General features: G+C 66.1%; 20 protein-coding genes and 1 pseudogene. 6 read left to right on the top strand and 15 right to left on the bottom strand.

Annotation, left to right across the window (positions count from 1 at the left end; translation table 11 throughout):
- The first annotated feature begins 332 nt into the window (after positions 1-332).
- A complete protein-coding gene (locus C7R54_RS25860) occupies positions 333-494 on the top strand; it encodes a DUF1328 domain-containing protein (RefSeq protein ID WP_129153800.1) in 162 nt (53 codons plus the stop codon).
- A 55-nt stretch (positions 495-549) separates the two neighbouring features.
- Positions 550-888 (top strand): BON domain-containing protein, encoded by a 339-nt coding sequence (locus C7R54_RS25855; RefSeq protein ID WP_129154054.1) that lies wholly within the window; start codon positions 550-552, stop codon positions 886-888.
- 195 nt (positions 889-1083) lie between these two features.
- Here the strand turns inward: C7R54_RS25855 and C7R54_RS25850 are convergent, their stop codons facing one another.
- The 9 genes from C7R54_RS25850 to C7R54_RS25810 all read right to left on the bottom strand — a co-directional run bounded on the left by C7R54_RS25850 (position 1084) and on the right by C7R54_RS25810 (position 9729).
- On the bottom strand, positions 1084-2484 hold the full coding sequence (locus C7R54_RS25850) for a 4Fe-4S binding protein (RefSeq protein ID WP_129153799.1): 1401 nt from the start codon (positions 2482-2484) through the stop codon (positions 1084-1086).
- 128 nt (positions 2485-2612) lie between these two features.
- On the bottom strand, positions 2613-3473 hold the full coding sequence (locus C7R54_RS25845; RefSeq protein WP_129153798.1) for an FTR1 family iron permease: 861 nt from the start codon (positions 3471-3473) through the stop codon (positions 2613-2615).
- A 31-nt stretch (positions 3474-3504) separates the two neighbouring features.
- Positions 3505-3858, bottom strand: a complete 354-nt coding sequence (locus tag C7R54_RS25840; protein ID WP_129153797.1) for a cupredoxin domain-containing protein — start codon at positions 3856-3858, stop codon at positions 3505-3507.
- A complete protein-coding gene (locus C7R54_RS25835; protein ID WP_129153796.1) occupies positions 3858-4394 on the bottom strand; it encodes an iron transporter in 537 nt (178 codons plus the stop codon). Before C7R54_RS25835 ends, C7R54_RS25840 begins: the two co-directional genes overlap by 1 nt.
- A gap of 310 nt (positions 4395-4704) precedes the next feature.
- On the bottom strand, positions 4705-5265 hold the full coding sequence (gene phaR / locus C7R54_RS25830) for a polyhydroxyalkanoate synthesis repressor PhaR (RefSeq protein WP_129153795.1): 561 nt from the start codon (positions 5263-5265) through the stop codon (positions 4705-4707).
- Between the two features lie 112 nt (positions 5266-5377).
- The gene (phbB, locus tag C7R54_RS25825) at positions 5378-6115 is read right to left on the bottom strand and encodes an acetoacetyl-CoA reductase (protein WP_129153794.1); all 738 of its coding nucleotides are present in this window, start codon (positions 6113-6115) and stop codon (positions 5378-5380) included.
- A gap of 88 nt (positions 6116-6203) precedes the next feature.
- Positions 6204-7841 (bottom strand): class I poly(R)-hydroxyalkanoic acid synthase, encoded by a 1638-nt coding sequence (gene phaC, locus C7R54_RS25820; RefSeq protein ID WP_129153793.1) that lies wholly within the window; start codon positions 7839-7841, stop codon positions 6204-6206.
- A 74-nt stretch (positions 7842-7915) separates the two neighbouring features.
- Positions 7916-8725: a peptidoglycan editing factor PgeF gene (gene pgeF, locus C7R54_RS25815; RefSeq protein ID WP_129153792.1), complete on the bottom strand. Its 810-nt coding sequence runs from the start codon at positions 8723-8725 to the stop codon at positions 7916-7918.
- Between the two features lie 47 nt (positions 8726-8772).
- Positions 8773-9729, bottom strand: coding sequence for an RluA family pseudouridine synthase (locus tag C7R54_RS25810; RefSeq protein WP_129153791.1), 957 nt, complete (start codon positions 9727-9729; stop codon positions 8773-8775).
- A gap of 55 nt (positions 9730-9784) precedes the next feature.
- Here C7R54_RS25810 and C7R54_RS25805 point away from each other — a divergent pair, with 55 nt between their 5' ends.
- Complete coding sequence (locus C7R54_RS25805; RefSeq protein ID WP_377814753.1) at positions 9785-10633, top strand: outer membrane protein assembly factor BamD; 849 nt, start codon at positions 9785-9787, stop codon at positions 10631-10633.
- Positions 10634-10736: 103 nt separating this feature from the next.
- Here C7R54_RS25805 and C7R54_RS25800 read toward each other — a convergent pair whose 3' ends face one another.
- Positions 10737-12944, bottom strand: a complete 2208-nt coding sequence (locus C7R54_RS25800; protein ID WP_129153789.1) for an ATP-dependent DNA helicase — start codon at positions 12942-12944, stop codon at positions 10737-10739.
- A 223-nt stretch (positions 12945-13167) separates the two neighbouring features.
- On the opposite strand from C7R54_RS25800, the gene tex reads away from it, so the two are divergent.
- The 3 genes and pseudogenes from tex (at position 13168) to C7R54_RS25785 (ending at position 16815) form a co-directional block, all read left to right on the top strand.
- Entirely contained in the window at positions 13168-15555 is a 2388-nt protein-coding gene (gene tex, locus C7R54_RS25795; protein WP_129153788.1) for an RNA-binding transcriptional accessory protein Tex, read from the top strand.
- A gap of 220 nt (positions 15556-15775) precedes the next feature.
- Positions 15776-16243, top strand: a complete 468-nt coding sequence (locus C7R54_RS25790) for a helix-turn-helix domain-containing protein (RefSeq protein ID WP_129153787.1) — start codon at positions 15776-15778, stop codon at positions 16241-16243.
- A pseudogene (locus C7R54_RS25785) lies at positions 16240-16815 on the top strand (VapC50 family PIN domain-containing toxin). Before C7R54_RS25790 ends, C7R54_RS25785 begins: the two are co-directional and overlap by 4 nt.
- A 205-nt stretch (positions 16816-17020) precedes the next feature.
- Here C7R54_RS25785 and C7R54_RS25780 read toward each other — a convergent pair.
- From C7R54_RS25780 to odhB, 5 genes are all read right to left on the bottom strand, one after another.
- The gene (locus C7R54_RS25780; RefSeq protein ID WP_129153786.1) at positions 17021-17725 is read right to left on the bottom strand and encodes an SMI1/KNR4 family protein; all 705 of its coding nucleotides are present in this window, start codon (positions 17723-17725) and stop codon (positions 17021-17023) included.
- An 11-nt stretch (positions 17726-17736) separates the two neighbouring features.
- Positions 17737-19080: a tryptophan--tRNA ligase gene (locus tag C7R54_RS25775; RefSeq protein ID WP_129153785.1), complete on the bottom strand. Its 1344-nt coding sequence runs from the start codon at positions 19078-19080 to the stop codon at positions 17737-17739.
- A gap of 111 nt (positions 19081-19191) precedes the next feature.
- The gene (gene zapE, locus C7R54_RS25770) at positions 19192-20283 is read right to left on the bottom strand and encodes a cell division protein ZapE (RefSeq protein WP_129153784.1); all 1092 of its coding nucleotides are present in this window, start codon (positions 20281-20283) and stop codon (positions 19192-19194) included.
- Between the two features lie 110 nt (positions 20284-20393).
- Positions 20394-21821 carry a dihydrolipoyl dehydrogenase gene (lpdA, locus tag C7R54_RS25765; protein ID WP_129153783.1) on the bottom strand — a complete coding sequence of 476 codons (1428 nt, stop codon included), beginning with the start codon at positions 21819-21821 and terminating at the stop codon, positions 20394-20396.
- Between the two features lie 216 nt (positions 21822-22037).
- Positions 22038-23264, bottom strand: coding sequence for a 2-oxoglutarate dehydrogenase complex dihydrolipoyllysine-residue succinyltransferase (gene odhB, locus C7R54_RS25760; protein ID WP_129153782.1), 1227 nt, complete (start codon positions 23262-23264; stop codon positions 22038-22040).
- Positions 23265-23313 lie beyond the last annotated feature (49 nt).

Here is a 23313-nt window from a genome sequence, read left to right as displayed (position 1 = left end):
CGGGCAATCAACGGGGCGCCCCTTGGGGCGCCCCGTTGTATATCCCTTTTCTACAAGCCGACGCTACGCGCGCGCCAGCGCGCGAGCGAGGCGATCCCCGCCCCGAAACATTGCTCATCTGTAACAAGCCGGACAGTGTCTTAAAGACGCCCGTCGCCCATCCCCACCCGGTTACATTCCCCAACGCTCTAAGTTGACCGGGCAACCCTGGGCCCTCCCCATCAGGCCCCTATCCGCAAGCATTCCCACCCCGGGAACGCCGATTGCGATCCTCCTGGCCACAAGCGCGGCCATCCCCCGATGCCCGGCGCCGTTCAACTAGGAGGTTCCCCATGCTGTACTACGCCGTCGTCTTCTTCATCATCGCCATCATCGCGGCAGTGCTTGGCTTTGGCGGTATCGCCGCGGGCGCGGCCGGCATCGCGAAGATCCTCTTCTTCGTATTCCTCGTGCTGGCCCTGCTGTCCATCCTGAGCGGCGTGTTCCGCAGATAGCGAACCGCAGGCCCGCTTCCCGATCCCCGCACACCCATAAGGAGGTATCCCCATGATGCAAGCCCGTAAACTGATCGCCGCCGCCACGCTTGGCCTGGGCGCCGCCGTGACCTCGATCGCTTATGCGGCCGACGATGGCAAACCCAAGCAATCCGTCGGCGAATACACTTCGGATGCCGTCGTGACGACCAAAGTGAAGTCGGAAATCGTCGGCAGCCCGGCGCTCAGCGCGTTGGACATTGCCGTGGAAACCAACAATGGCGTCGTCACCCTGACCGGCTCGGTCGCGAGCGCGGCCCAAAGCGACGAAGCTACCCGCGTGACGCGCGGCGTCAAGGGCGTGACCCAGGTGAAGAACAACCTCAAGGTCGATCCCTCGAAGGCGCACAAGTAAGCCGCCCCCCCGCTCCCGCGGGCGATCCCCGCGTTCCCGCAGGCCGGGACGCGGGGGTTTTTTTGCCCCTTTTTTTTCCGGCTTTTTTGCTCCGGCTTTTTTGTTCCGGCTTATGGACCCTGCTCCAGCCAGCGCGCCGATCGCGCGTCAGCCCGCGCTCCCGACCACTGCCCACGCGGGGCGGGTAGTCACATGTCACCAGATCACGAAGAACAACAGCCAGGCCGCGCAAAACGGCGCCAGGCCGGCGGCGAAGACCAGCCAGGCGGCAAGGCGGCGGCCCAGGCCGGCGCCCTGCCGTCGGCCCATCACGCGCCAGGCCAGGCGCAGGGTCCAGGCAAGGGCCAGCGTCAACAGCGTGAAGCGCACGGGATTGGCCCAGTGGGCCTGCACGCCCTCGTGCTTCAACAGCGTGATGGTGGTGGCCGACAGCCCCAGGAACACGCCGATGCCGGCGGAAGGAATCAAGGCTTGCGCCAGCTTGTGCACGCCCGCGCCGCCTATCCAGGTACGCGGCGCCAGCGCCGGCAGGATGCGGTCGGCCAGCCACAGCGCGAAATACATCGCGCCGCCGATGACGGCGGTCGTGGCCGCCACGAATATCAACAGGCAGGCGCCGTCCAGCCAGGAGAAGCTGTCGTTGACTTCGGGATAGTGGGTCAGAATGAACCAGGGCGCGTTGTCCAGCAGGGGCCAGGTGATGTCACGCTCGATCAGCCAGGTGGCCAGCCATTGCTTCATCGTCACGAACCACGGACTGGACGTCCACAGGAAGGCCCCCATGGCAATGCCCATCATGCCGAAGACCATCAGCGCGGTCTGCCATTTGTCGCCGTCCGAAGTCTCGACGACCTCGTGCTCGCTCGAACGCGGGGCCAGCGTGATGGCGCCGCGATAGCCGCTGCAACGGCCGCACATATGGCAATCCCCGGCGGTCTTCATCTGGCGCAGGGGCACCAGCGGCGCGCAGTTGATCGGCTCGATGCGGATGACGGGATGGCGCCAGGCCTGCTCGTCGACCTTGAAATGCCAGGGCGCCAGCTTGGCCAGCAGATTGAACACGCCATTGACCGGGCACAGGTACTTGCACCAGACCCGCTTGCTGCGGCCATAGCGCCAGCCCACGACCATGGCCGCGGCGGTGGACCCGCCCAGCACAGCCAGCACCGCCAGCGGATACTGGTACACGCTGACCATCTGGCCATACACGGTCGTCAATGCGAAGGCGACGAAAGGCCAACCGCCCCAACGCATCCAGCGCGGGATGGAGCGCCCTTGCCCGTGCTCGCTGGCCCATTCGGTCAGCATGCCTTCCGGGCAGAACAGACCGCACCAGGCACGGCCCATCACCGGCATGGACACCAGCACGAAGGGCCACCATACGCCCCAGAAGGCGAACTGGGCGACGATGGTCAGGTTGTTGAAGACGGACGCGGTGTTATCGGGCAGGGGCATCGCCGCCGGCACGATCAACAGAAATGCATAAAGCGCGACGATGCCCCACTGCAGCTTGCGCAGCAAGGGGGCATGATCGCGCAGGAAATCGGCGACCCGCGAGCTAGCCCGCGCAAGTCGCCCCGCTGCCACAACAGCCATCGTACTAACCTGCCTTGCGCCCCGCGTCCGGTGCGCGTCGTATTACCAAAGTCCCAGACTTTAACAGCCAGGTCCTGGCCGGGCGCTCGCGCCCCGGCCGGGCGTGGGGTGATATCACCCCCCTTCGTTCAGCCGGCCTGTTTCGCCGCGTCGGCCTGTATCCGCGCCCGCGCCGCCTTGGCGTCGATCACGCGCAGGGTCAGCCAGATACCGACCCAGTACACCGCCAGCGCCAGCACCGAGACCAGCGCGGGATAGGCGCGGTATCCGGCGAAGTCCGCCAATATCTTGCCTATGCCGCTGCTGTCGCTCAGCAACCAGCTGCTGTCCCAGATGGGATCGACCAGCGGCGGCACGACGCCCAACGAAATCAGGTGGTCCAGGCCGCCGATCAACAGGGCGCCCGCCAGCAACAGCAAGAGGAATTCCGTAAGGGCGAAGAAGCGCCGCCATGTGATGAGCCGGCCGCCCAGTTGCAGCAGCCAGAACGTCAGCAGCGCCGCGACGAAGCCGCCCAGGCCCGCCAGCGCCAGCGCCGCCTTGCCGCCGGACGCCTCCCCGGCCGAGACCGTGCCATACAGGAACACCACGGTCTCGCTGCCTTCGCGCGCCACGGCGATGGCGACCAGCAGCAGCAGGCCCCACCAGTTATCGTTCTGCACGGTATCGCGCGCACCGGTCTCCAGCTCGCGCTTGAGCGTGCGGCCGTGCTTCTTCATCCACAACACCATCTGCACCACCAGCGCGCAGGCCACCAGTGCCATGCCGGCCTGGAACCACTCCTGGCCTTCGTCCGACAACCACGACGACACGCCCAGCAGCACCAACGCCAGCGCGCACGCCAGGGCCAGGCCCGCGGCCACGCCGCCCCACAGATAAGGCAGGCCACGACGCCCCTCGGGAGAGGCGCGCAGCCAGGTGTACAGAATGCCTACGACCAGCAGGGCTTCGACGCTTTCGCGCCAGACGATAAAAGAAACCTGTTCCATGGCACTACCGGTCCGCGCGCGGCGGACCGCTTCATTCCTTGGGTTTGACGACCAGCGTGCCCTTCACGTCCTGATGAAAATCATCAAAGAAGGGGTATTCGCCGGGCCGCGAAATCGTAATGACGACAAAGGACTTCACGCCGGGTCCCAGCACTTTTTCCTTGCGCAAGGGAATACTCTCGAACTCGACCGGCTCCTTGCTCTCGTTGCTCAACTCTATCTTGAAGCGGCCCGCCGGTACTTCCAGCCGCTGCGGTTCGAACGTTCCATCGGCCTTGAAGGTCAACTGGAACGTGGGCAGTTCATCAGCCAGCGCCGGCGCGCCCGCGCTGGCCAGGGCCAGCAGCAGGGCCGCCGATGCCAGGAGCGATCGGCGTGCCTTCATCAGTAGCCGCCCTTCTTGCCCGTGCCGGCATAGACGAAGTCATATTCCAGCTCGAAAGGCTGGAAGAACGGACCCACGCCGGTTTCCTTGTCGATGTGGCGGCCGAAATGGCTCATGCTGTCCGCCGTCGGCGGCGCGATGTAGTACTTCAGGTGGTACTTGCCCGGGCCGTCCAGCTTGACGTTGTCGCCATAGTGCGGGCCGTCGTTCGCCACCATGGGCATGAGCATGCCCTTGATCACGTTCTGGCTGCCCTGCTTCCGCAGTTCATACTTCACCACCAGGTAGGGCATCCACTCGCCTTCCGGAAAACCGGTGGGATTGTTGGCCAGCGCATGGATGTCGGCTTCCAGGTGCACGTCCGAGTCCTTGGCGGGGCGCATCACGCCCGGCGGGTCCATTTCGATCGGCTGCAGATACACCGCACCGATTTCCATGCCGCCCTTCTCCACCGGCTTGCCTATCGGATATTCCGCGGCGAGCGCCGCGCTCGAGAACACAATCCCGGCAGCCAGGGCCAAGGCCTTCTTCATCATGAGAGATCTTCCTTCTGGTTATGCACCGACCAATAGACCATCAGTCTTGCACACCGTTCCCATTCATCATTCCGAAACCACAAGAATAATGCAAACAAGAACCGTTCGCATAAGACTAACGCACGAAGCTTACCATAGCCTTAAAAAGGGCCGCATAAGCCGGGGTCGGGAGCAGGGTTTAGTGACGCGACACGGGATGGTAATACATCCGTCGCGCCTGCAACCTTAGCAAGGCGCGTGTCAAGAAAACATAAACGGCCGGACATGGCCGGCCGTTCGCGCCGCCGGCGCGCAGCCGGCCCGGACAGGCTTACTTGCGATTATTCGGCGTATTTCCCGGGAATGGAAAATTCGAGAACATCGAGCGGGTCTGGTCCTGCATCTTGTCCTGCATCTGCACGAACAGGTTCTTGCTCTGCTCGATATAGCTGTTCATCATGTTCTGCATCATCGGCGTCTGGCCGTTCATGAACTGGGTCCAGGCCTCGGGCCCGAACTGGCTGCCGTATAGGCCCTTGGACTGTTCGGCCATGCGCTCCTGGATTTCCATGAAGGCCTGGATGTTCTTTTCCAGGTAGGACCCCATGATGCCTTGCATCGCGTTGCCGTAGAAGCGGATGATCTGCGCCAGCATGTTCGACGAGAACATGGGCACGCCGCCGCCCTCTTCCTCCAGGATGATCTGCAGCAGGATGCTGCGGGTCAGGTCTTCGCCGCTCTTGGCGTCGACCACCTGGAAGTTCTCGGAAGCCAGCACCAGCTGCTTGACATCGGCCAGTGTGATGTAGGTGCTGGTCTGCGTGTCGTATAAACGGCGATTCGGATATTTCTTGATCAGGCGGGTCGCCGCGCCTGTTTGCGTTTGCGTCATGGTTGTCCCCAGCTTGGGTCGATCGCGTTGTACTTATGAGAAAAGAGGTTGTCCGAAGTCATCGTCCCGCGCGACGCCTGGCCTGGCGCCGCGGGGAAGACGTCCCATCCGCTCAATGCATGTGCAGGCCGCCGTTCAGCGAGAAATCGGCGCCCGTGGCGAAGCCCGATTGGTCCGAAGCCAGCCAGGACACGATGGAGGCGATTTCCTCCGGCGTGCCCAGCCGCCGCACGGGTATCGTGGCGACGATCTTCTCCAGCATGTCGGGACGAATGGCTCGCACCATGTCCGTGCCGATATAGCCCGGCGAAATCGTGTTGACGGTCACGCCCTTGCTGGCCACTTCCTGCGCCAGGGCCATGGTGAAGCCATGGATGCCCGCCTTGGCGGTGGAGTAGTTGGTCTGCCCGAACTGCCCTTTCTGGCCGTTGACCGAGCTGATGTTGATGATGCGCCCCCATTGGCGGTCGACCATGGGGTCCAGCACCTGCTTCGTCACATTGAACAGGCTGTTGAGATTGGTGTCGATCACCGCGCGCCAGTCGTCCAGCGACATCTTGCGGAACAAGCCGTCACGCGTGATGCCGGCGTTGTTCACCAGCACGTCCACATGGCCGTGATCCTGCCGCACCTTGTCGAACGCCGCCTGGGTCGAATCCCAGTCCGACACATTGCCGACGGATGCATAGAAGGTGTAGCCCTGGGCCGCCTGTTCGTCCAGCCACTGCTGGTAATTGCGGCTAGGCCCGCAACCCGCAACCACGCGAAACCCGTCCTTGGCCAGGCGCTGGCAAATCGCGGTACCGATGCCGCCCATGCCGCCCGTCACATATGCCAATTTATCGCTCATCGAATTCTCCTGTTTCTGTCGCGGGGGTACTTCAATCCGGGGACATACGTTCCGGATGTGCAGCTACGGTTATCGAATCAGGGCCATGCTACATGGCCCGCACTTTCACATATCGGCCCGGCGCCGGCTCCAACGGCGGGTAGGCCTTGCTGCCTTGCCTGGCTGGCGCCTTGACCAGGTGGCCGCCATGCGGCGCCAGCCAGGCCAGCCAATCCGGCCACCAACTGCCGGCGTGTTCGGTGGCACGCTCGAACCATGCCGCCGGATCGCCAGGCAGATAATCATCCCCCCCTGCTTCCTCGCCCACCGCCCAATAGCTGCGCCGCTGCTTGGCGGGCGGATTGATGACACCGGCGATGTGGCCCGAGGCGCCCAGCACGAAACGCCGCTGGCCGCGCAGCAATTGCGTGGAGGCATAGGCGGACGGCCAGGGCACGATATGGTCCTCGCGCGACCCGTAGATATAGGCCGGCATCGACAGGCGGGTCAGGTCCAGCGGCTGCCCGGCCGCCGTGCAGCGGCCAGGCACCTTCAAATTGTTTTCCAGATAGGTATTGCGGAAATACCAGCTAAAGAACGGACCGGGCAGATTGGTGCCGTCGGCGTTCCAGAACAGCAGGTCGAAGGCCGGCGGCGTCTGGCCTTTCAGGTAATTGCCCACCACGTAGTTCCAGACCAGCTCGTTCGGACGCAGGAAGCTGAACGTGGTGGCCAGTTCACGGCCGGACATCAGGCCGCCGCCGCCCAGTTGCCGGTCGCGCAGCAGGGCATGGGTCTCGTCGACGAAGACATCCAGCACGCCGGTGTCGCGGAAATCCAGCAGCGCCGTGAGCAGCGTCAAGGCCGCCACGGGCTTCTCGCCGCGCGCCTCGGCCAGCGCCAGCGCCGAGGCCAGCATGGTGCCGCCGACACAGAAGCCCAGCGCATTGACCTGGTCCTGCCCGGTGATCTCGCTGGCGACCGCCAGGGCCTTCAGCACGGCCTCGTCCAGGTAATCCGACCACGTGGCCTGGTCCGTGCCGTCCTCGTCGCCGGCCATCGGATTGCGCCACGACACCATGAACACGGTAAGGCCGGCATCCACCGCGTGGCGGACGAAGGAATTTGCCGGCTGCAGGTCCAGGATGTAGAACTTGTTGATGTTGGGCGGGACGATGACCAGCGGGCGCTCATGAACCTTGGCGGTGCCGGGCGCGTACTGGATCAGCTGGAACAGCTTGTTCTCGTACACGACCTGCCCGGGCGAGGTGGCCACGTTGACGCCGATCTCGAACTGGCTTTCGTCGGTCTGCGAAATGCGGCCCTTGCGCAAGTCGCTGATCAGGTTGGACATTCCCACGTCCAGCGCCTTGCCGGCCGACGCCACGATGGACTGCTGGGCCTCCGGATTGAGCGCCAGGAAGTTGGACGGCGCGATGGCGTCCACCCACTGCATCACGGAAAAGCGCAACCGCGCGCGCAGCGCGTCGCTGACGTCCGCGGCGTCGACCATGCGTTCCATGGCCTTGGCCGACAACAGGTAGGCATGCGCCATCAGCAAATGCTGCGCGCTGGCACGCCAGGCGTCGCCGGCGAAACGGCGATCGGTGGGCGCGGCAAGCTGGCCTTGGCGGGCATCGTCCATCAGGCGCTGCCAATCGCGCGCGAATTCCGCCTGGATCTGGGCCAGAACGTCCGGCGCCACGCCCACGGGGATGGGCCATGCTGCGGATGGATGGGCTGTCACCTCGACACCTTGTTATGAATGGCTTTCGCGGGGATGGTGCATTGCGGTCACGGGACCTGTCAATGCGGGTAACCTCAGGGGTATTGCGCCGCAATGCCGGGTTGCAGCCATGCCAGCATGGCCATGCGGCCGGTGGCGCCGTCGCGGCGATAGGAAAAGAAGCGGTCGCGGTCGGTGTAGGTGCACAGGCCGCTGACATGTACGTCCTGCACGCCGGCGCGGCGCAGGCGCAGGGCCGCCAGGCCGGCCAGGTCGGCCAGCCATTTGCCGGGACGGCCCGGATACGGGCGAAACAGCGCGGCGGCCTGCCCATCGTCGCCGGCGGTGAATGCGCGCAGCACGTCCTCGCCCACTTCGAAAGCCGCCGGGCCGATGCCGGGCCCCACCCAGGCCCGCCATTGCGTCGCCGCGGGATTCTTGCGCCGCAGGGCCGCCAGCACGTTTTCCAGCACGCCGCCAGACAGGCCGCGCCAGCCCGCGTGCGCGGCGCCCAGCACGGTGGCATCCCTGTCCACCAGCATGACCGGCAGGCAATCCGCCGCCATCACGGCCAGCACCCGGCCGGCTTGCGCGGTGACGGCGCTGTCGGCGGCGGGATCGTCGCCGGCGGCGTCGGGACGGTGGGTATCCGCGTCGATGACCTCGCTGCCATGGACCTGCCGCAGCCACAAGGGCTCGGCGGGCAGCATGGCGCGCAGGCGGCGACGGTTCTCCCGCACCGACTCCGGGTCATCGCCCGCGCGCAGCCCCAGGTTCAGCGTATCGTGCGGCGCGCGCCCCACGCCGCCGCCGCGCGTCGTGCAGAAATAGCGCAGACCGGGCCAGGATGGGCCGGAGACCACGGGCAGGACGGGCGTATCGGAAACGGAGACTTGCTGTGGCATGGAAGCTACCTGTGAGGGACGTCAAGATGTTGCGCGGGTCGCCCCGCTCACCGCCATTGCACGGCATCGAGGACGGCCTGCATGTCCGCCGGCGGCTGGGCCTCGAAGGCGCGCTCCCCGCCGCCGCCCGGGTCGTCGAAATGCAGGGCGCGGGCATGCAGCATCTGCCGCGCGGCGCCGGCCACGCAGCGGCCGCCATAGAGCACGTCGCCCAACAGGGGGTGTCCCAGGCTGGCCAGGTGGACGCGAATCTGGTGGGTGCGCCCGGTTTCCAGGCGACAGGTCACCAGGGTGGCGGGGGCGCCGTCGGCCAGCCCCCACCGGCGCGGCTCGTAATGGGTAATGGCCTGCTTGGGCGCCACGGGACGGTCCACGGTCATCCTGACCGGTACGCGGGGGTCACGGCCGATTTCCCGGTCCACCGTCCCGCCGGCGTCCAGTTGCCCGTGCGCCAGGGCCAGGTATTCCCGCCCCATGCTGCGCGCCTGAAGCTGGCGCACCAGATGGGTCTGGGCCCGCTCCGTCCGGGCCACCACCATCAGGCCCGAGGTGTCCTTGTCCAGGCGGTGCACGATGCCGGCGCGCGCCACCGTGGCCAGCTCGGGATAACGGTACAGCAGCCCGTTGAGCAGCGTGCCGGTCCAGTTGCCGGCGCCCGGGTGGGTGACCAGGCCGGCCGGCTTGTCCACGACGATCCAGTCCGGGCTGGCCTCGACCACCCCGAAATCGACCGGTTCAGGGGTGTAAGCAAGGCTTTCAGGGGCTGGCTGCTCCCAGATCGTCAGGATATCGCCCGGCCCGACGGCCTGGCGCACCTTGGCCGGCGCGCCATTGACCAGCACGTGGCCGCCCTCGATCCAGCCCTGCAGGCGGCTGCGTGAATGGTCCGTCAACAGGCCGGCCAGGACTTTATCGAGACGGTCGGTGGGGGCGTTCAGGGGGAGGCGCAAGGTGTGCGGTTCGTCATCGGACGGGAATTCCGCGCTCGCGGCTATATCGGACATGGAGACAAATCATATAATCGACCGCAGCCATGCTAACACCAAGGAAACAACCGTCGTGATTCTCCGCGTTCCCGCCCATCCAACCCACGCCTCCCGATTCGGGTCGGTCGCGCGTACCTTCTTCGTCTTGCTCTTCACGCTGGTCCTTGCCGCTTGCGGCACGACCACCGCAAAACTCGACAAAACCGCCGGCTGGAGCGCCGAGCAACTGTATGCCGACGGCAAGCAGGAAATGTCGGCGGGCAACTGGAAGGATGCGCGTGAACGTATGACCGCGGTGGAAAGCCGCTATCCCTTCGGCGTCTACGCCCAGCAAGCCCTGATCGATGTCGCCTACATCAACTGGAAGGACGGCGAGAACGAGCAGGCGCTCGCTGCCATCGACCGCTTCCAGCAGCTCTACCCCAACCACCCGGGCACGGATTACGTGCTCTACCTGAAGGGGCTGATCAATTTCACGCCGGCCAGCGCGTTCATGACCAACATCACCGGCCAGGACCCCAGCGAGCGCGACCCCAAGGGCCTGCGTGCGTCGTATGACGCCTTCACGGAGCTGGTCAACCGCTTCCCGGACAGCAAGTACACCCCCGACGCCAAGCAGCGCATGGCGTGGCTGGTCAACGCCATCGCCATGAACGAAGTGCACGTGGCGCGCTACTACTACGAGCGTGGCGCCTACGTCGCGGCGGCCAACCGGGCGCAGACCGTGATCACCGATTTCGAAGGCGCCCCGGCGACCGAGGAAGCGCTGTACGTCATGGTCCTGTCCTACGACAAGTTGAACATGCCGGACCTGAAGAACGATGCCCAGCGGGTGATGGACAAGAACTATCCGAACAGCAAGTTCCCCAAGGAAGGCTTCAAGGTGGACCAGTCGTGGTGGGATCCCTGGAGCTGGTTCTGATATCTGTCTGATCGAAGCCACTTCGATCTAGGAGAATTCGAGGAAAAGACGGGGGCCGCGGTTGCGGCCCCCGTCTTTTCCCTTGGGTCCGTAGCCAGGGGGCCTAGGCGTCCGCGCCATCGGACGCCGCGTCGGACGCCGCGTCGGTCTTGCGCGCCAGGAAGCCCAGCGCCTCGTCCAGCTCGCGCGTGCGGGCAAAGGGCGGCAGGCCGCGCCACAGCCGCTTGCCGTAGCTTTTCTCGACCAGGCGTACGTCGCCCACCATCAGCACGCCCCAGTCCGACATCGTGCGTATCAGGCGCCCCGCGCCCTGCTTCAGGGCAATCGCGGCTTCAGGCAATTGGTACTCGGCGAAAGGATTGCCGCCGCGCTCGCGGCATTCGCGCAAGCGCGCCTCGATCACCGGATCGTCGGGCGGTGCGAATGGCAGCTTGTCGATGGCGACCAGCGTCAGGATATCGCCCGGCAGGTCGATGCCTTCCCAGAAACTGGCGCTGCCCACCAGCACCGGGTGGGTCAGCGTGCGGAAGCGTTCCAGCAGGTCCCGCCGCGTGCCCTCGCCCTGGCGCAGCAGCGGCCACTCCACGCCGGCGCGGTCGAACTCGTCCGCCAGCAGGCCGGCGAAGCGATCCACCGCGCGCAGCGTCGTGCACAACACCAGCGCGCCGCCCGGGCTGGCGTGCAGCAAAGGCATCAAGGTCTCGACGAAGCGCTCGGCATAGTTGGGCGCCTGCGGCTCGGGCAGCCCCTTGGGCACGAACAGCAGCCCTTGCGTGCCGTAGTCGAAAGGCGACTCCCAATGCCCCGTCTGCGCGTCCCTGAGACCCAGTTGCCGCGTGAAATGGCCGAAATCGCCATGCACCGACAGCGTGGCGGACGTCAGGATCCAGGCCTGGCCCGGCTTGCGGAAACGCGAAAATGCCTGCGCCACCGACAGCGGAGCGGAATGCAGCCGCACATGGTGCAGGCCGTGCTCGACCCAGCGCACCGCCGGGCCGGTCCATTCCAGCTTGGCCGGGGCCGGCGGCGGCGCGGACGCGTCGCCGCGGGCGGCGGACGTCGACCTGGAGGAGCCCTCCAGCAACTCCGCCGCCAACGCCTCCTCGGCGCCCTGGGACATTTCAATGACGCCGTCCAGCGCCGCCACCGCGTCCTGCGAGGCGGCCCAGGCCGCCAGCACCTCCGCGTCGTCGCCGTCAGCCAAACCCGCGCTGCCGGGACGCGCGGGCGTCGACCAGCGTTTCAGGCGCACCAGCAAGTCCGCGCCCAGGCGCGCCGCGGCCATCAGGTCCGGATGCTTTTCCGCGACCTGCGTCAAGCCCTGCGTCACGGACTTGATGGTGTTCGACAGGACCGCCAGCGCGGCATCGAAGTCCTCGGCATCGGGCATGGCCTCGAACGTGGCCTTGCGTCCGGGCATGCGTTCGATGGCGGCGCAGGCCAGGCGCAGCTCGCGCGCGGCGTGCTCGACCTGGCGGCCGGCCTCGCTCCAATTGGTGGCTTCGCGCGCATAGGCCAGGCCGGCGGCCTCGGCGGCGCGGCCGAAATCGAGGAACTGATGGGTGGACACGCTGCTGCCGAGAAACCGGGTGGCGGTGTCGGGCAGTTGGTGCGCCTCGTCGAAGATCACCGTATCGGCTTCGGGCAGCAGGTCCGTCACCCCCTCTTCGCGCAACACCAGGTCGGCCATGAAGAGGGCGTGGTTGACCACCACCACGTCGGCCTCCTGGGCCTGGCGCCTTGCCTTGACCACGAAGCAGTCGCGTATGCGCGGGCACTCCTGGCCCAGGCAGTTTTCGCGGGTCGACGTCACGCGCGACCAGATATCGGCATCTTCCGGCACCTGCGCCAGGTCGGCGCGGTCGCCGGTCTTGGTGTGCACCGCGAACTTCTGGATATGGCGCAGCTGGCTGACCTCGGCGCGCGACTTCAGGGCGCGCTCGTCGCCGGACAGGCGGTCCAGGTGGTAGTGGCACAGGTAGTTGCCGCGCCCCTTGAGCAAGGCGGCCGTGATGGGCACGGACAGCGCGGCGCGCACGCGCGGCAGGTCGCGGGAGAACAACTGGTCCTGCAGGGTGCGCGTGCCGGTGGAAACCAGCACCTTGCCGCCGCCCAGGAAGGCCGGCACCAGGTAGGCCCACGTTTTTCCGATGCCGGTGCCCGCCTCCGCCACGAGGGTGTCGCGGCCGGCGATGGCGCGCTCGATGGCCTGCGCCAGCGACACCTGCGACTCGCGCATGCGATAGCCCGGCAGGGCGCGCGCCAGCGGGCCGTCGGCGGCGAAGAAATCGGTGATGTCCAGGTCCAGCATAGGAAGGCAAGGTAGGAATGGAAACGGCCACGCGTATCCGTGGCCGCCAACCGTAATGATAACGTTCCGGCGTGTATCTCGCGGTAAAAAGGGACGAAATCCGCCTCGGCGGGAGGCGTCCCCCGGTGGCCGTATGGCACAATCCGCCTCTTGCCCACGGGGCGTCCCGGGTGGCAAGCCCGCCCGGGACGGTTTTCTTTTTCCATTTTGTCGTTGTATCGAGATGTCCGAAACTTCCGCTACCACGAGCGCCGGCCAAGCCGGCGTCGACCAGGCCCGCATCATTGCTCAGCTGGCTGAAGAACTCGGTGCGCGCGCCGCGCAGATCGCCGCCGCCGTTGAATTGCTCGACGATGGCGCAACCGTGCCTTTCATCGCGCGTTACCGCAAGGAAGCCACCGGCGGCCTGGACGATACCGTCCTGCGCAACCTGGAAGTCCGCCTGGGCTACCTGCGCGAGCTGGAAGAGCGCCGCGCCGCCATCCTGGAATCGGTGGGCCAGCAAGGCAAGCTCACGCCCGAACTGGAAACGGAAATCCGCGCCGCCGACACCAAGCAGCGCCTGGAAGACCTTTACGCGCCCTACAAGCCCAAGCGCCGCACCCGCGCCCAGATCGCCCGCGAAGCGGGCCTGGAGCCGCTGGCCGACGCCATCCTGGCCGATGCGGCCTGCGATCCCGCCGTGCTGGCCGCGCAATACCTCAATCCCGAAGCCTCCATCAACGACGCCAAGGCGGCGTTGGACGGCGCGCGCGACATCCTCGCCGAACGCTACGCCGAGGACGCGAACCTGCTGGCCGACCTGCGCGACCATCTCTGGAATACGGGCCTGCTGTACTCCAAGATGGCGGATGGCAAGGAAGCCGAAGGCGCCAATTTCCGCGACTGGTTCGACTTCAACGAGCCGCTGCGCACCCTGCCCTCGCACCGCGTGCTGGCGCTGCTGCGCGGCCGCCAGCAAGGCGTACTGGAACTGCGCCTGGGCCTGGAAGCCGAGCTGGAAGCGCAGACGCCGCACCCGTGCGTGGCGCGCGTCGCCGCCCATTTGAAGCTGGGCAACAACCTGTTCGGCCTGGACGCCACGCCGCGCAACCGCTGGCTGGGCGAGGTGTGCCGCTGGACGTGGCGCGTCAAGCTGCTCACCACCTTCGAAAGCGAACTGGTCGGCCGCCTGCGCGAAGAGGCGGAAGCGGAGGCCATCCGCGTGTTCTCGGCCAACCTGAAGGACTTGCTGCTGGCCGCGCCGGCCGGGCCCAAGACGGTGCTGGGCCTGGACCCCGGCATCCGCACGGGCGTGAAGGTGGCGGTCATCGACCCCACCGGCAAGGTGGTGGACACCGCCACGGTCTATCCCTTCGAGCCGCGCCGCGACCGTGAAGGCTCGATCAAGGTGCTGGCCGCCCTCGCCGCCAAGCACAAGATCGAACTGGTCGCCATCGGCAACGGCACTGCCTCGCGCGAAACCGAGAAGCTGGTGGCGGACCTGTCGGCCGCCTACCCCGACCTGGCCCTGACCCGCGTGGTCGTGTCCGAGGCCGGCGCATCGGTGTATTCGGCGTCGGAGCTCGCGGCCCTGGAATTTCCCGACCTGGACGTCAGCCTGCGTGGCGCGGTCTCCATCGCGCGCCGCCTGCAGGATCCGCTGGCGGAACTGGTGAAGATCGAGCCCAAGGCCATCGGCGTGGGCCAGTACCAGCACGACGTCAACCAGCGCGAGCTGGCGCGTTCGCTGGACGCGGTCATCGAGGATTGCGTGAACGCGGTGGGCGTGGACGTGAACACGGCGTCGGCGCCGCTGCTGACGCGGGTCTCGGGCCTGAACTCCCTGCTCGCCAAGAACATCGTCGCCTGGCGCGACGAGAACGGCGCCTTCCCTTCGCGCGATGCCTTGCGCAAGGTGCCGCGCTTCGGCGACAAGGCCTTCGAGCAGGCCGCCGGCTTCCTGCGCATCCAGGGCGGCGAGAACCCGCTGGATGCGTCCTCCGTGCACCCGGAAGCCTATCCCGTGGTCGAACGCATCCTCGCCCGCATCAAGGCCGAGATGCGGCAGGTCATGGGGCAGCGCGAGGCGCTCAAGGGCGTGTCGCCGTCGGACTTCACCGATGAGCGATTCGGCCTGCCGACCGTGCGCGACATCTTCGCCGAACTGGAAAAGCCGGGCCGCGACCCGCGCCCGGAATTCAAGACCGCGACGTTCAAGGAGGGCGTGGAAACGCTGAACGACCTGCACGAAGGCATGATTCTCGAAGGCGTGGTGACCAACGTCGCCAACTTCGGCGCTTTCGTGGACATCGGCGTGCACCAGGACGGCCTGGTGCACATCTCCGCCCTGTCCGAGAAATTCGTCAAGGACCCGCGCGACGTGGTGCGCGTGGGCCAGACGGTGCAGGTCAAGGTGCTGGAAGTCGACGTGCAGCGCAAGCGCGTGGCGCTGACCATGCGCCTGAACGACACCGCGCAGCCCGCGCGGCGTTCGGCGGGCGCAGAAGGCGGCAGCCGGGGCGCGGGACGCCCGGGTGGCGGCCGCGGCAACCAGGACAGCCGCGGCGGCGGTGGGGGTGGCCTGATGAATAGCGCCATGGCGGATGCGTTCGCCAAGCTCAAGCGCTAGGCCTGCGTCGAAGCATCACGGGTGCATCGCCGACGCCGGCGCGGCCGATGTCTCCAACGCCGGTGACGCCGGCGTGGAAAAAAGGGGATCTTCACAAGAGATCCCCTTTTTCATTCCACTCGCTCGGCTAGGAGCATCGGGCATTTTTTCGTTTATTGCGTTTTTCGTTTATTTCGAATATTCCGGTTCTTAAGATTGCTTCACCGCTTAGGAACCTGCCATGACCGCCACTGCCCAAACCAAGATGGCGCTACCTGCCGAACGGGAAGTTCAGGCAGCCGTGCAAGGTCAACGCGCATTGGCGGCCTACTTGGCAACGCGCTTCGAAACGCAACACATCCAGATCTTCGATGACCGAAACCAAGCCCATCAGGTGGAGTTGCCTACCTCCGCGCTGCGTCTGCTCGTCGATATCCTGGCCGAGTTAGCCGATGGCAATGCCGTAAAAGTCGTCCCCATCCATGCAGAGTTGACGACCCAAGAAGCTGCCGACATGCTCAACGTCTCCCGTCCTCACCTCGTCAAGCTATTGGAGGAGGGCGTGCTGCCGTTTCATCGAACGGGAAAGCATCGACGGATAAGGTTCGCCGATTTGATGCAGTACAAGGATGCTCGCGGCCATGCTAGCGAAGAGGCCATGGCCGAACTCGCCCGCCAAGCTCAGGAATCGGGCATGGGATACGAATGAGGCACTCTCCCTTCACAGCCGTTTTCGATGCTTGCGTTCTCTATCCCGCGCCACTGCGCGATTTTTTGATGTGGCTCGGGCTGTCGGGACGATTCCGTGCCCGATGGAGTCAGGATATCCATAAGGAGTGGAAGCACAATCTACTACTCAAGAGGTCCGATCTAACACGCGCGCAAGTAGATCGCACTTCGGACCTGATGGACCGCGCGATCCCAGATAGCCTGGTATACGGATATGAGGAGCTCATTGAGGGCCTGACCCTGCCCGATCCCGACGACCGCCATGTTCTGGCTGCGGCCATCCGCTGTAGTGCCAGTGTGATCGTGACCTTCAATCAGCGAGATTTTCCAGCGGACGTCTAGGCCTCCTTCGGCGTGGAATCTCAACACCCCGATGAGTTCGTGGACAACCTCTTCGACCTTGATGCAGCGGCGGTGGTAGCCGCAGCCCAGCGCCAGCGAACACAACTAAAGCATCCGCCTATCGACGTTGATCGCTACCTGGAGATCTTGTTGCGGCAGGGATTGGTGCAGACCACCAAGGCATTGGCGACCTATCGCGCCATTCTCTGACATCGAATGCTGACCCGAAGGGGCAATAAGCAATCCGATGTCTTTATGCCGGGCACTTGCCTCGTGACCAGGCCAAGCGTTCCGCTTCAAAAATTCCCGACAAATTCCCGACACACGGCTGGCCAGACACCTCGGCCCCGTTTCACCAGGATCGCGCGCCGCACACGCCTATGCGCTACGGCTTGCGATATAGTCACCGCCGCCCTCAGACTTCCCAGGGCGGCGTCGTATTGAACGTCACGGGCACCGGCAGCAGGAAGCGGGCGATGAGATCGGCGTGCTCTTTTGCCGTGATCAGCGCGGGCACTTCCTCGGGCCTGGCCTTGGGACCGCGTTGGATGGACGTCGAGAAAGGCTCGCGCGCGGCGGCGCCCATCAGCAGCATGCCGGATTGCGGGGCAAGCAGGGGCGCCAGGCGGGAGATATCCGCGCGCACGCATTGGGCGGCCGTGTCGATGTCGAAGTCGTCGGTCAGGTGGCTTAGGTCGCGCAAGGTGTCCAGCAGCTGCGCGCAGACGAAGTCCTCGAAGCCGGCGTAGCGCATTTCGCTGTCGTCCTGGTCGTGCAGCACGACGCCGCAGCCCTCGCGGCCATCGGCCAGGCGGATCAGGGCATACACATCACCCGCGCCCGACATGGCGAAAGGCAGGAAGGCATTGCCATGCTGGCTGGAGGGCACCAGCCATTCCTCGCACAAGGTGCGGGCCTCGTCCAGGCCCGTCCATTCGAAATCGTAAGTGCTGGCCAAGGCCGGCGGACGACTGGGCAGGATGGCTAGGTAGCTACCGTTGTAATCGTCCGGATAGGCCGTCAACCCCCGTTCGATGCATTGCGCCAGCACGGAGGGCACCGGCACGCCGATCTCGTCGGCCAGTTCCCGGAAACCCGCCAAATCCTGTAGACCACTCATGCTCGCGTCCGTCAGCCTGCCTGCAGGCTGGCCAACGCCGCACGCGTGCGTTCCGCACCCGCGGCCGCCGTCGCCGCATCCAGGCCGGCGGGCCCATGGGCCACCACCGCGCCATCCAGCGTCACCGCATAAGCGGCGCCCTCGACCACGACGGCAGCGCCCTCGCCTTGCAGGCGTTTCATCGTCGCGCCCGCTTCCTTGGGATCGGCGTAAGCCACCGACAACAACAATTCCTCACCTTCCGCCGACATCAGGCGGAAGCGGAACTGTCCATCCTCGCGGAAGCTCACGAAGCGCGCGGCCTTGGCGGCCGCCTTCTTGCCTGCTGCCTTGGTCGTGCCGCTGCCGCGCAGGGTGCGCAGGCCCACGGCCTCACGCACGCGTTCCATCAGCGGCGTCGCCAGCTTGCGCGCCTTGGCCGCGCCCGCCTGCAAGATGTCCTCGATCTCGTCCGGCTTGGCCATCAATTCGTCATAGCGCTCGCGCTTCTCCGACAGTTCGCGCTCCAGACGGTCGCACAGGGCCTGCTTGGCCTCGCCCCATCCCATGCCCGCCAGCAAGGCGGCGCGGAATTCGGCCGATTCCTCATGCGTGGCGAATGCGCGGAACAGCGTGTAGAGATGGCTGTCGTCCGCTTCCTTGGGCTCGCCCGGCTGCCGCGAATCGGTGACGATGCGCATCACCGCCGACCGCAGCGCCGCGGCGCCGCCTTCGAACAGCGGGATGGTGTTGTTGTAGCTCTTGGACATCTTGCGGCCGTCCAGGCCCGGCAAGGTCGCCACTTCCTCGGCGATCACCACTTCCGGCAGGACGAAGTAATCGCCCTTGTAGGTATGGTTGAAGCGCTGGGCGATATCCCGCGCCATTTCCAGGTGCTGGATCTGGTCGCGGCCCACCGGCACCTTGTTCGCATTGAACATCAGGATGTCCGCGGCCATCAGCACCGGATAGGAGAACAGGCCCATGGTGACGCCGTCGTCCGGCTCCACGCCCTTTTCCGTATTCTGGTCCACCGACGCCTTGTAGGCGTGGGCCCGGTTCATCAGGCCCTTGGGCGTGACGCAGGTAAGGATCCAGCTGAGCTCGGGGATCTCGGGGATATCGGACTGGCGGTAGAACGTCACGCGTTCCGGATCCAGGCCCGCGGCCAGCCAGGTGGCGGCGATTTCCAGGCGCGACCGGGAGACGCGCACGGGGTCGTCGGCCTTGATCAGCGCATGGTAGTCCGCCAGGAAGTAGAAGGCGTCGACCCCGGGCAAGGCGCTGGCCTCGATCGCCGGGCGCAGCGCGCCGGCGTAGTTGCCAAGATGGGGAGTACCGGTAGTGGTAATGCCGGTCAGGACGCGGGTATTCATGGCGGGTCGCGAAGGAAGCGGGAAAGTGCGTAGTTTAACGTGCCGGCCCGCCCCGCCACAGGCGCGACAGGGACGCCGGACGCGAAGCCGCGGGGCGTCCGCGGCCTGGCGTCAAAGCGCCACCGTATCGCGCCGGCTGGAGTCCAGGTACTCCTTGGACTGCATCTCCAGGATGCGTGACACCGTGCGATGGAACTCGTTGGACAGCGTGCCCTCGGTATAGATTTCCTCGGGCTCCACCTCCGCCGACATGATCAGCTTGACGCGATGGTCGTAGAACACGTCGATCAGCCAGGTGAAGCGGCGCGCCGCCGAAGCGTCCTTGGGCGCCAGCTTCGGCACGCCCGACAGCAGTACCGCCTGGAAGCGGCTGGCCAGTTCCAGGTAGTCGTTCTGCGAACGCGGCCCGCCGCAAAGGGTCGCGAAATCGAACCACACCACGCTGCCGGCCAGGGCCACGCAGCGGATCTCGCGATGCTCGATATGCAGTACCGGCTCCTCGCGCGGCCGGTCGGCCAGGCTGTTGAAGGCCGCCTCCAGCGCCTGCTCGGCCGCCTGGTCCAGCGGGCAGTGATAGGACTTGACCTGCTCCAGCGTGCGGCGCCGGTAGTCGATGCCCGCGTCGACATTGAGGATGTCCATGCGCGCCTCGATCAACTCGATGGCCGGCAGGATGCGCTCACGATAAAGCGCGTCGGGATACAGCTTGTTCGGCTCGTAGTTCGACGTCATGACGAAGGACACGCCGTACTCGAACAGCTTGAGCAGCAGGCGGTGCAGGATCATGGCGTCAGCCACGTCGGACACGTGGAATTCGTCGAAGCAGATCAGCCGGTAGCGCTTGGACACCCGCCGCGCCACCTCGTCCAGCGGATCGGCCATGCCCTTCACTTCCTGCATCTCGCGATGGACGCTGCGCATGAATTCGTGGAAGTGCACGCGCGTCTTGCGCACCACCGGCACGGTCGCGTAGAAAGCGTCCATCAGGAAGCTCTTGCCGCGCCCCACGCCGCCCCACAGGTACACGCCGCGCGGCACTTCGGGACGATTGAGCAGCTTCTTCAGCGCGCTGGACCGCATGGCCTTGAAGGACACCCAGTCGTCGTAATACTTCTGCAGCCGGTCGACCGCCTGCTGCTGGGCCGCGTCGGGCTGGTAGCCGCGCTCGGACAGGGCCTTCTGGTAGTACTCGCGTACGTTCATGTAGTTCACAGGCCGGCAAGCCGGCCCATCGTCGCAAAAGAAAAGGGAGCGGGCCTTGCAACCCGCCCCCTGGATGACGTCGCCCGGGCATCACCCCGGGCGCGCGCGCCTTAGAAGTTCAGCGTGCGCTTGTCGACCGCCAGCGCGGCTTCCTTGACGGCTTCGGACAACGTCGGGTGCGCATGGCAGATGCGCGCGATGTCCTCGGCGGCGCCGCGGAATTCCATGATGGTCACGGCTTCGGAAATCAGTTCCGACGCCATCGGGCCGATGATGTGCACGCCCAGGACCTCGTCGGTCTTGGCGTCGGCGATCACCTTGGCGAAGCCCGTGGTGTCGCCCAGGGCGCGCGCGCGGCCGTTGGCCAGGAAGGGGAAGCTGCCGGCCTTGTACTCGCGGCCCTCGGCCTTGAGCTGCTGCTCGGTCTTGCCCACCCAGGCGATTTCCGGCGAGGTGTAGATGACCCACGGCACGGTGGCGAAGTTGACATGGCCATGCTGGCCGGCGATACGCTCGGCCACCGCCACGCCTTCTTCCTCGGCCTTGTGCGCCAGCATGGGGCCGCGCACCACGTCGCCGATGGCCCACACATTGGGCAGGTTGGTCTTGCACTCGTCGTCCACGGCGATGAAGCCGCGCTCGTCAAGGTTCAGGCCCACCGTGTCGGCCTTCAGGCCGTCGGTGTAGGGCACGCGGCCGATCGAGACGATCAGCTTGTCCACGGCCAGCTTCTGCTCGGCGCCCTTGGCGTCCGTGTAGGTCAGCGAAACGCCCTTGGCGGTCGCCTTCGTCTCGGTGATCTTCACGCCGGTCTGGATGTTCAGGCCCTGCTTGGTGAAGACCTTCAGCGCTTCCTTGGCGACCTGCTGGTCGGCGGCCATGAGGAACTCGGGCAAGGCCTCCAGGACGGTCACCTCGGCGCCCAGGCGGCGCCACACGCTGCCCATTTCCAGGCCGATCACGCCGGCGCCGATCACGCCCAGCTTCTTCGGCGTGGCGCCGATGGCCAGGGCGCCGTCGTTCGACAGCACGACCTTCTCGTCGAAAGGCAGGCCCGGCAGCGCGCGCGGAGCCGAACCGGTGGCGACGACGATGTGCTTGCCGACCAGGTCCTCCGACGTCGGGCCGGTCACCTTGACGGCGTAGCCGCCCTCGGCCTTGCCGGCGAACTCGCCCTTGCCGTGGAAGAACGAAATCTTGTTCTTCTTGAACAGGTACAGGATGCCGTCGTTGTTCTGCTTGACCACGCCGTTCTTGCGGCCGATCATCTTCTCGACGTTGACAGTGGCGCCCTGGGCTTCGATGCCGTGCTCGGCGAAGTGGTGGTTCAGCTGCTCGAAGTGCTCGGACGATTGCAGCAGCGCCTTGGAGGGAATGCAGCCCACGTTGGTGCAGGTGCCGCCGGGTGCGGGACCGCCCTGGGCGTTCTGCCAGGCGTCGATGCAGGCCACCGACATGCCCAGCTGGGCCGCGCGGATGGCGGCGATGTAGCCGCCAGGGCCCGCGCCGATGACGATGACGTCGAATTGTTTGGACATGGTGTTCTCGCTAGAGGAAGGCGGGAAGCGGAAAGGCACGCGCCCCGCCCGGGTGTAAGAAGGCGCCGGGGGAAGCCGGCTGGCCGGTGCGCCCGCGAGGGCACGCGGGCATGCAAGCGTGCGGTATGCGAGCGGGCTGTATACGAACGTGCATCATGCGGCATACCGGCCGACGGCCAGTCGCGCGAGCAACAGGCCGTCGGTGCAATGCAATGCTTAGATTTCCAGCAGCAGGCGCTGCGGATCTTCCAGCGCTTCCTTCATGGCGACCAGGCCCAGCACGGCTTCGCGGCCGTCGATGATGCGGTGGTCGTAGGACATCGCCAGGTAGTTGATCGGACGGATCACGATCTGGCCGTTCTCCACCACCGGACGTTCCTTGGTGGCGTGGATGCCCAGGATGGCCGCTTGCGGCGGGTTGATGATCGGGGTCGACAGCATCGAACCGAACACGCCACCGTTGGAGATCGAGAACGTACCGCCGGTCATTTCCTCGATGCCCAGCTTGCCGTCGGCGGCACGGCGGCCGAAGTCGGCAATGGCCTTCTCGATGTCGGCGATGGACAGCTGGTCGGCGTTGCGCAGGATGGGCACCACCAGGCCGCGCGGGCTGCCGACGGCGATACCGATGTCGAAGTAGCCGTGGTAGATCACGTCCTTGCCGTCGACCGAGGCGTTCAGGATCGGGTACTTCTTCAGCGCGGCGACAGCGGCCTTGACGAAGAAGGACATGAAGCCCAGCTTCACGCCGTGCTCCTTCTCGAACTTTTCCTTGTACGCGTTGCGCAGGTCGATGACCGCCTTCATGTTGACTTCGTTGAAGGTCGTCAGGATGGCGTTTTCGGACTGCGATTGCAGCAGGCGCTCGGCGATGCGGGCGCGCAGGCGGCTCATGGGCACGCGCTGCTCGGGGCGGCCGTCCAGGGACAGCGTCGGCGCCGGCGCCGGAGCGGCGGCGGCCTTGGCGCCACCGGCGCCGGCTTCCAGGGCGTCGCCCTTGGTGATGCGGCCGCCACGGCCGGAACCGGCCACGTCGGCGGGCGACACGCCCTTGTCGGCGAGGATCTTGGCGGCGGCGGGCGAAGCGACCGGGGCCGAGGCCGAGGCGGCCGGGGCGGCGGCGGGCGCGGCAGCCGGCGCGGCGGCGGCGGCCTTGGGCGCTTCGGCGGCAGGCGCCGTGGCGGGAGCAGCGGCGGCCTTGGCGGCGGTGTCGATACGGGCGATCAGCTGGCCCGAGGTCACGGTGGCGCCGTCGGCTTCGACGATTTCGGCCAGCACGCCGCTGGCGGGCGCCGGCACTTCCAGCACGACCTTGTCGGTTTCCACTTCGATCAGGATTTCATCCGCTTCCACGGCGGCGCCGGGCTGCTTCTTCCAGGTCAGCAGCGAGGCTTCGGAGACCGATTCGGACAGCTGGGGGACGACAACTTCAGTAATAGCCATTTTTTATATCCGTATAGTGAGTGTTCGTGACGTGGGGCGCCCGCCACGG

The organism is Achromobacter aloeverae (assembly GCF_004121055.1).
Classification (GTDB): Bacteria; Pseudomonadota; Gammaproteobacteria; order Burkholderiales; family Burkholderiaceae_B; genus Bordetella_C; species Bordetella_C aloeverae.
Note: the sequence above shows the minus strand (reverse complement) of the source record. Positions and strands in the feature narration are given on the sequence as shown.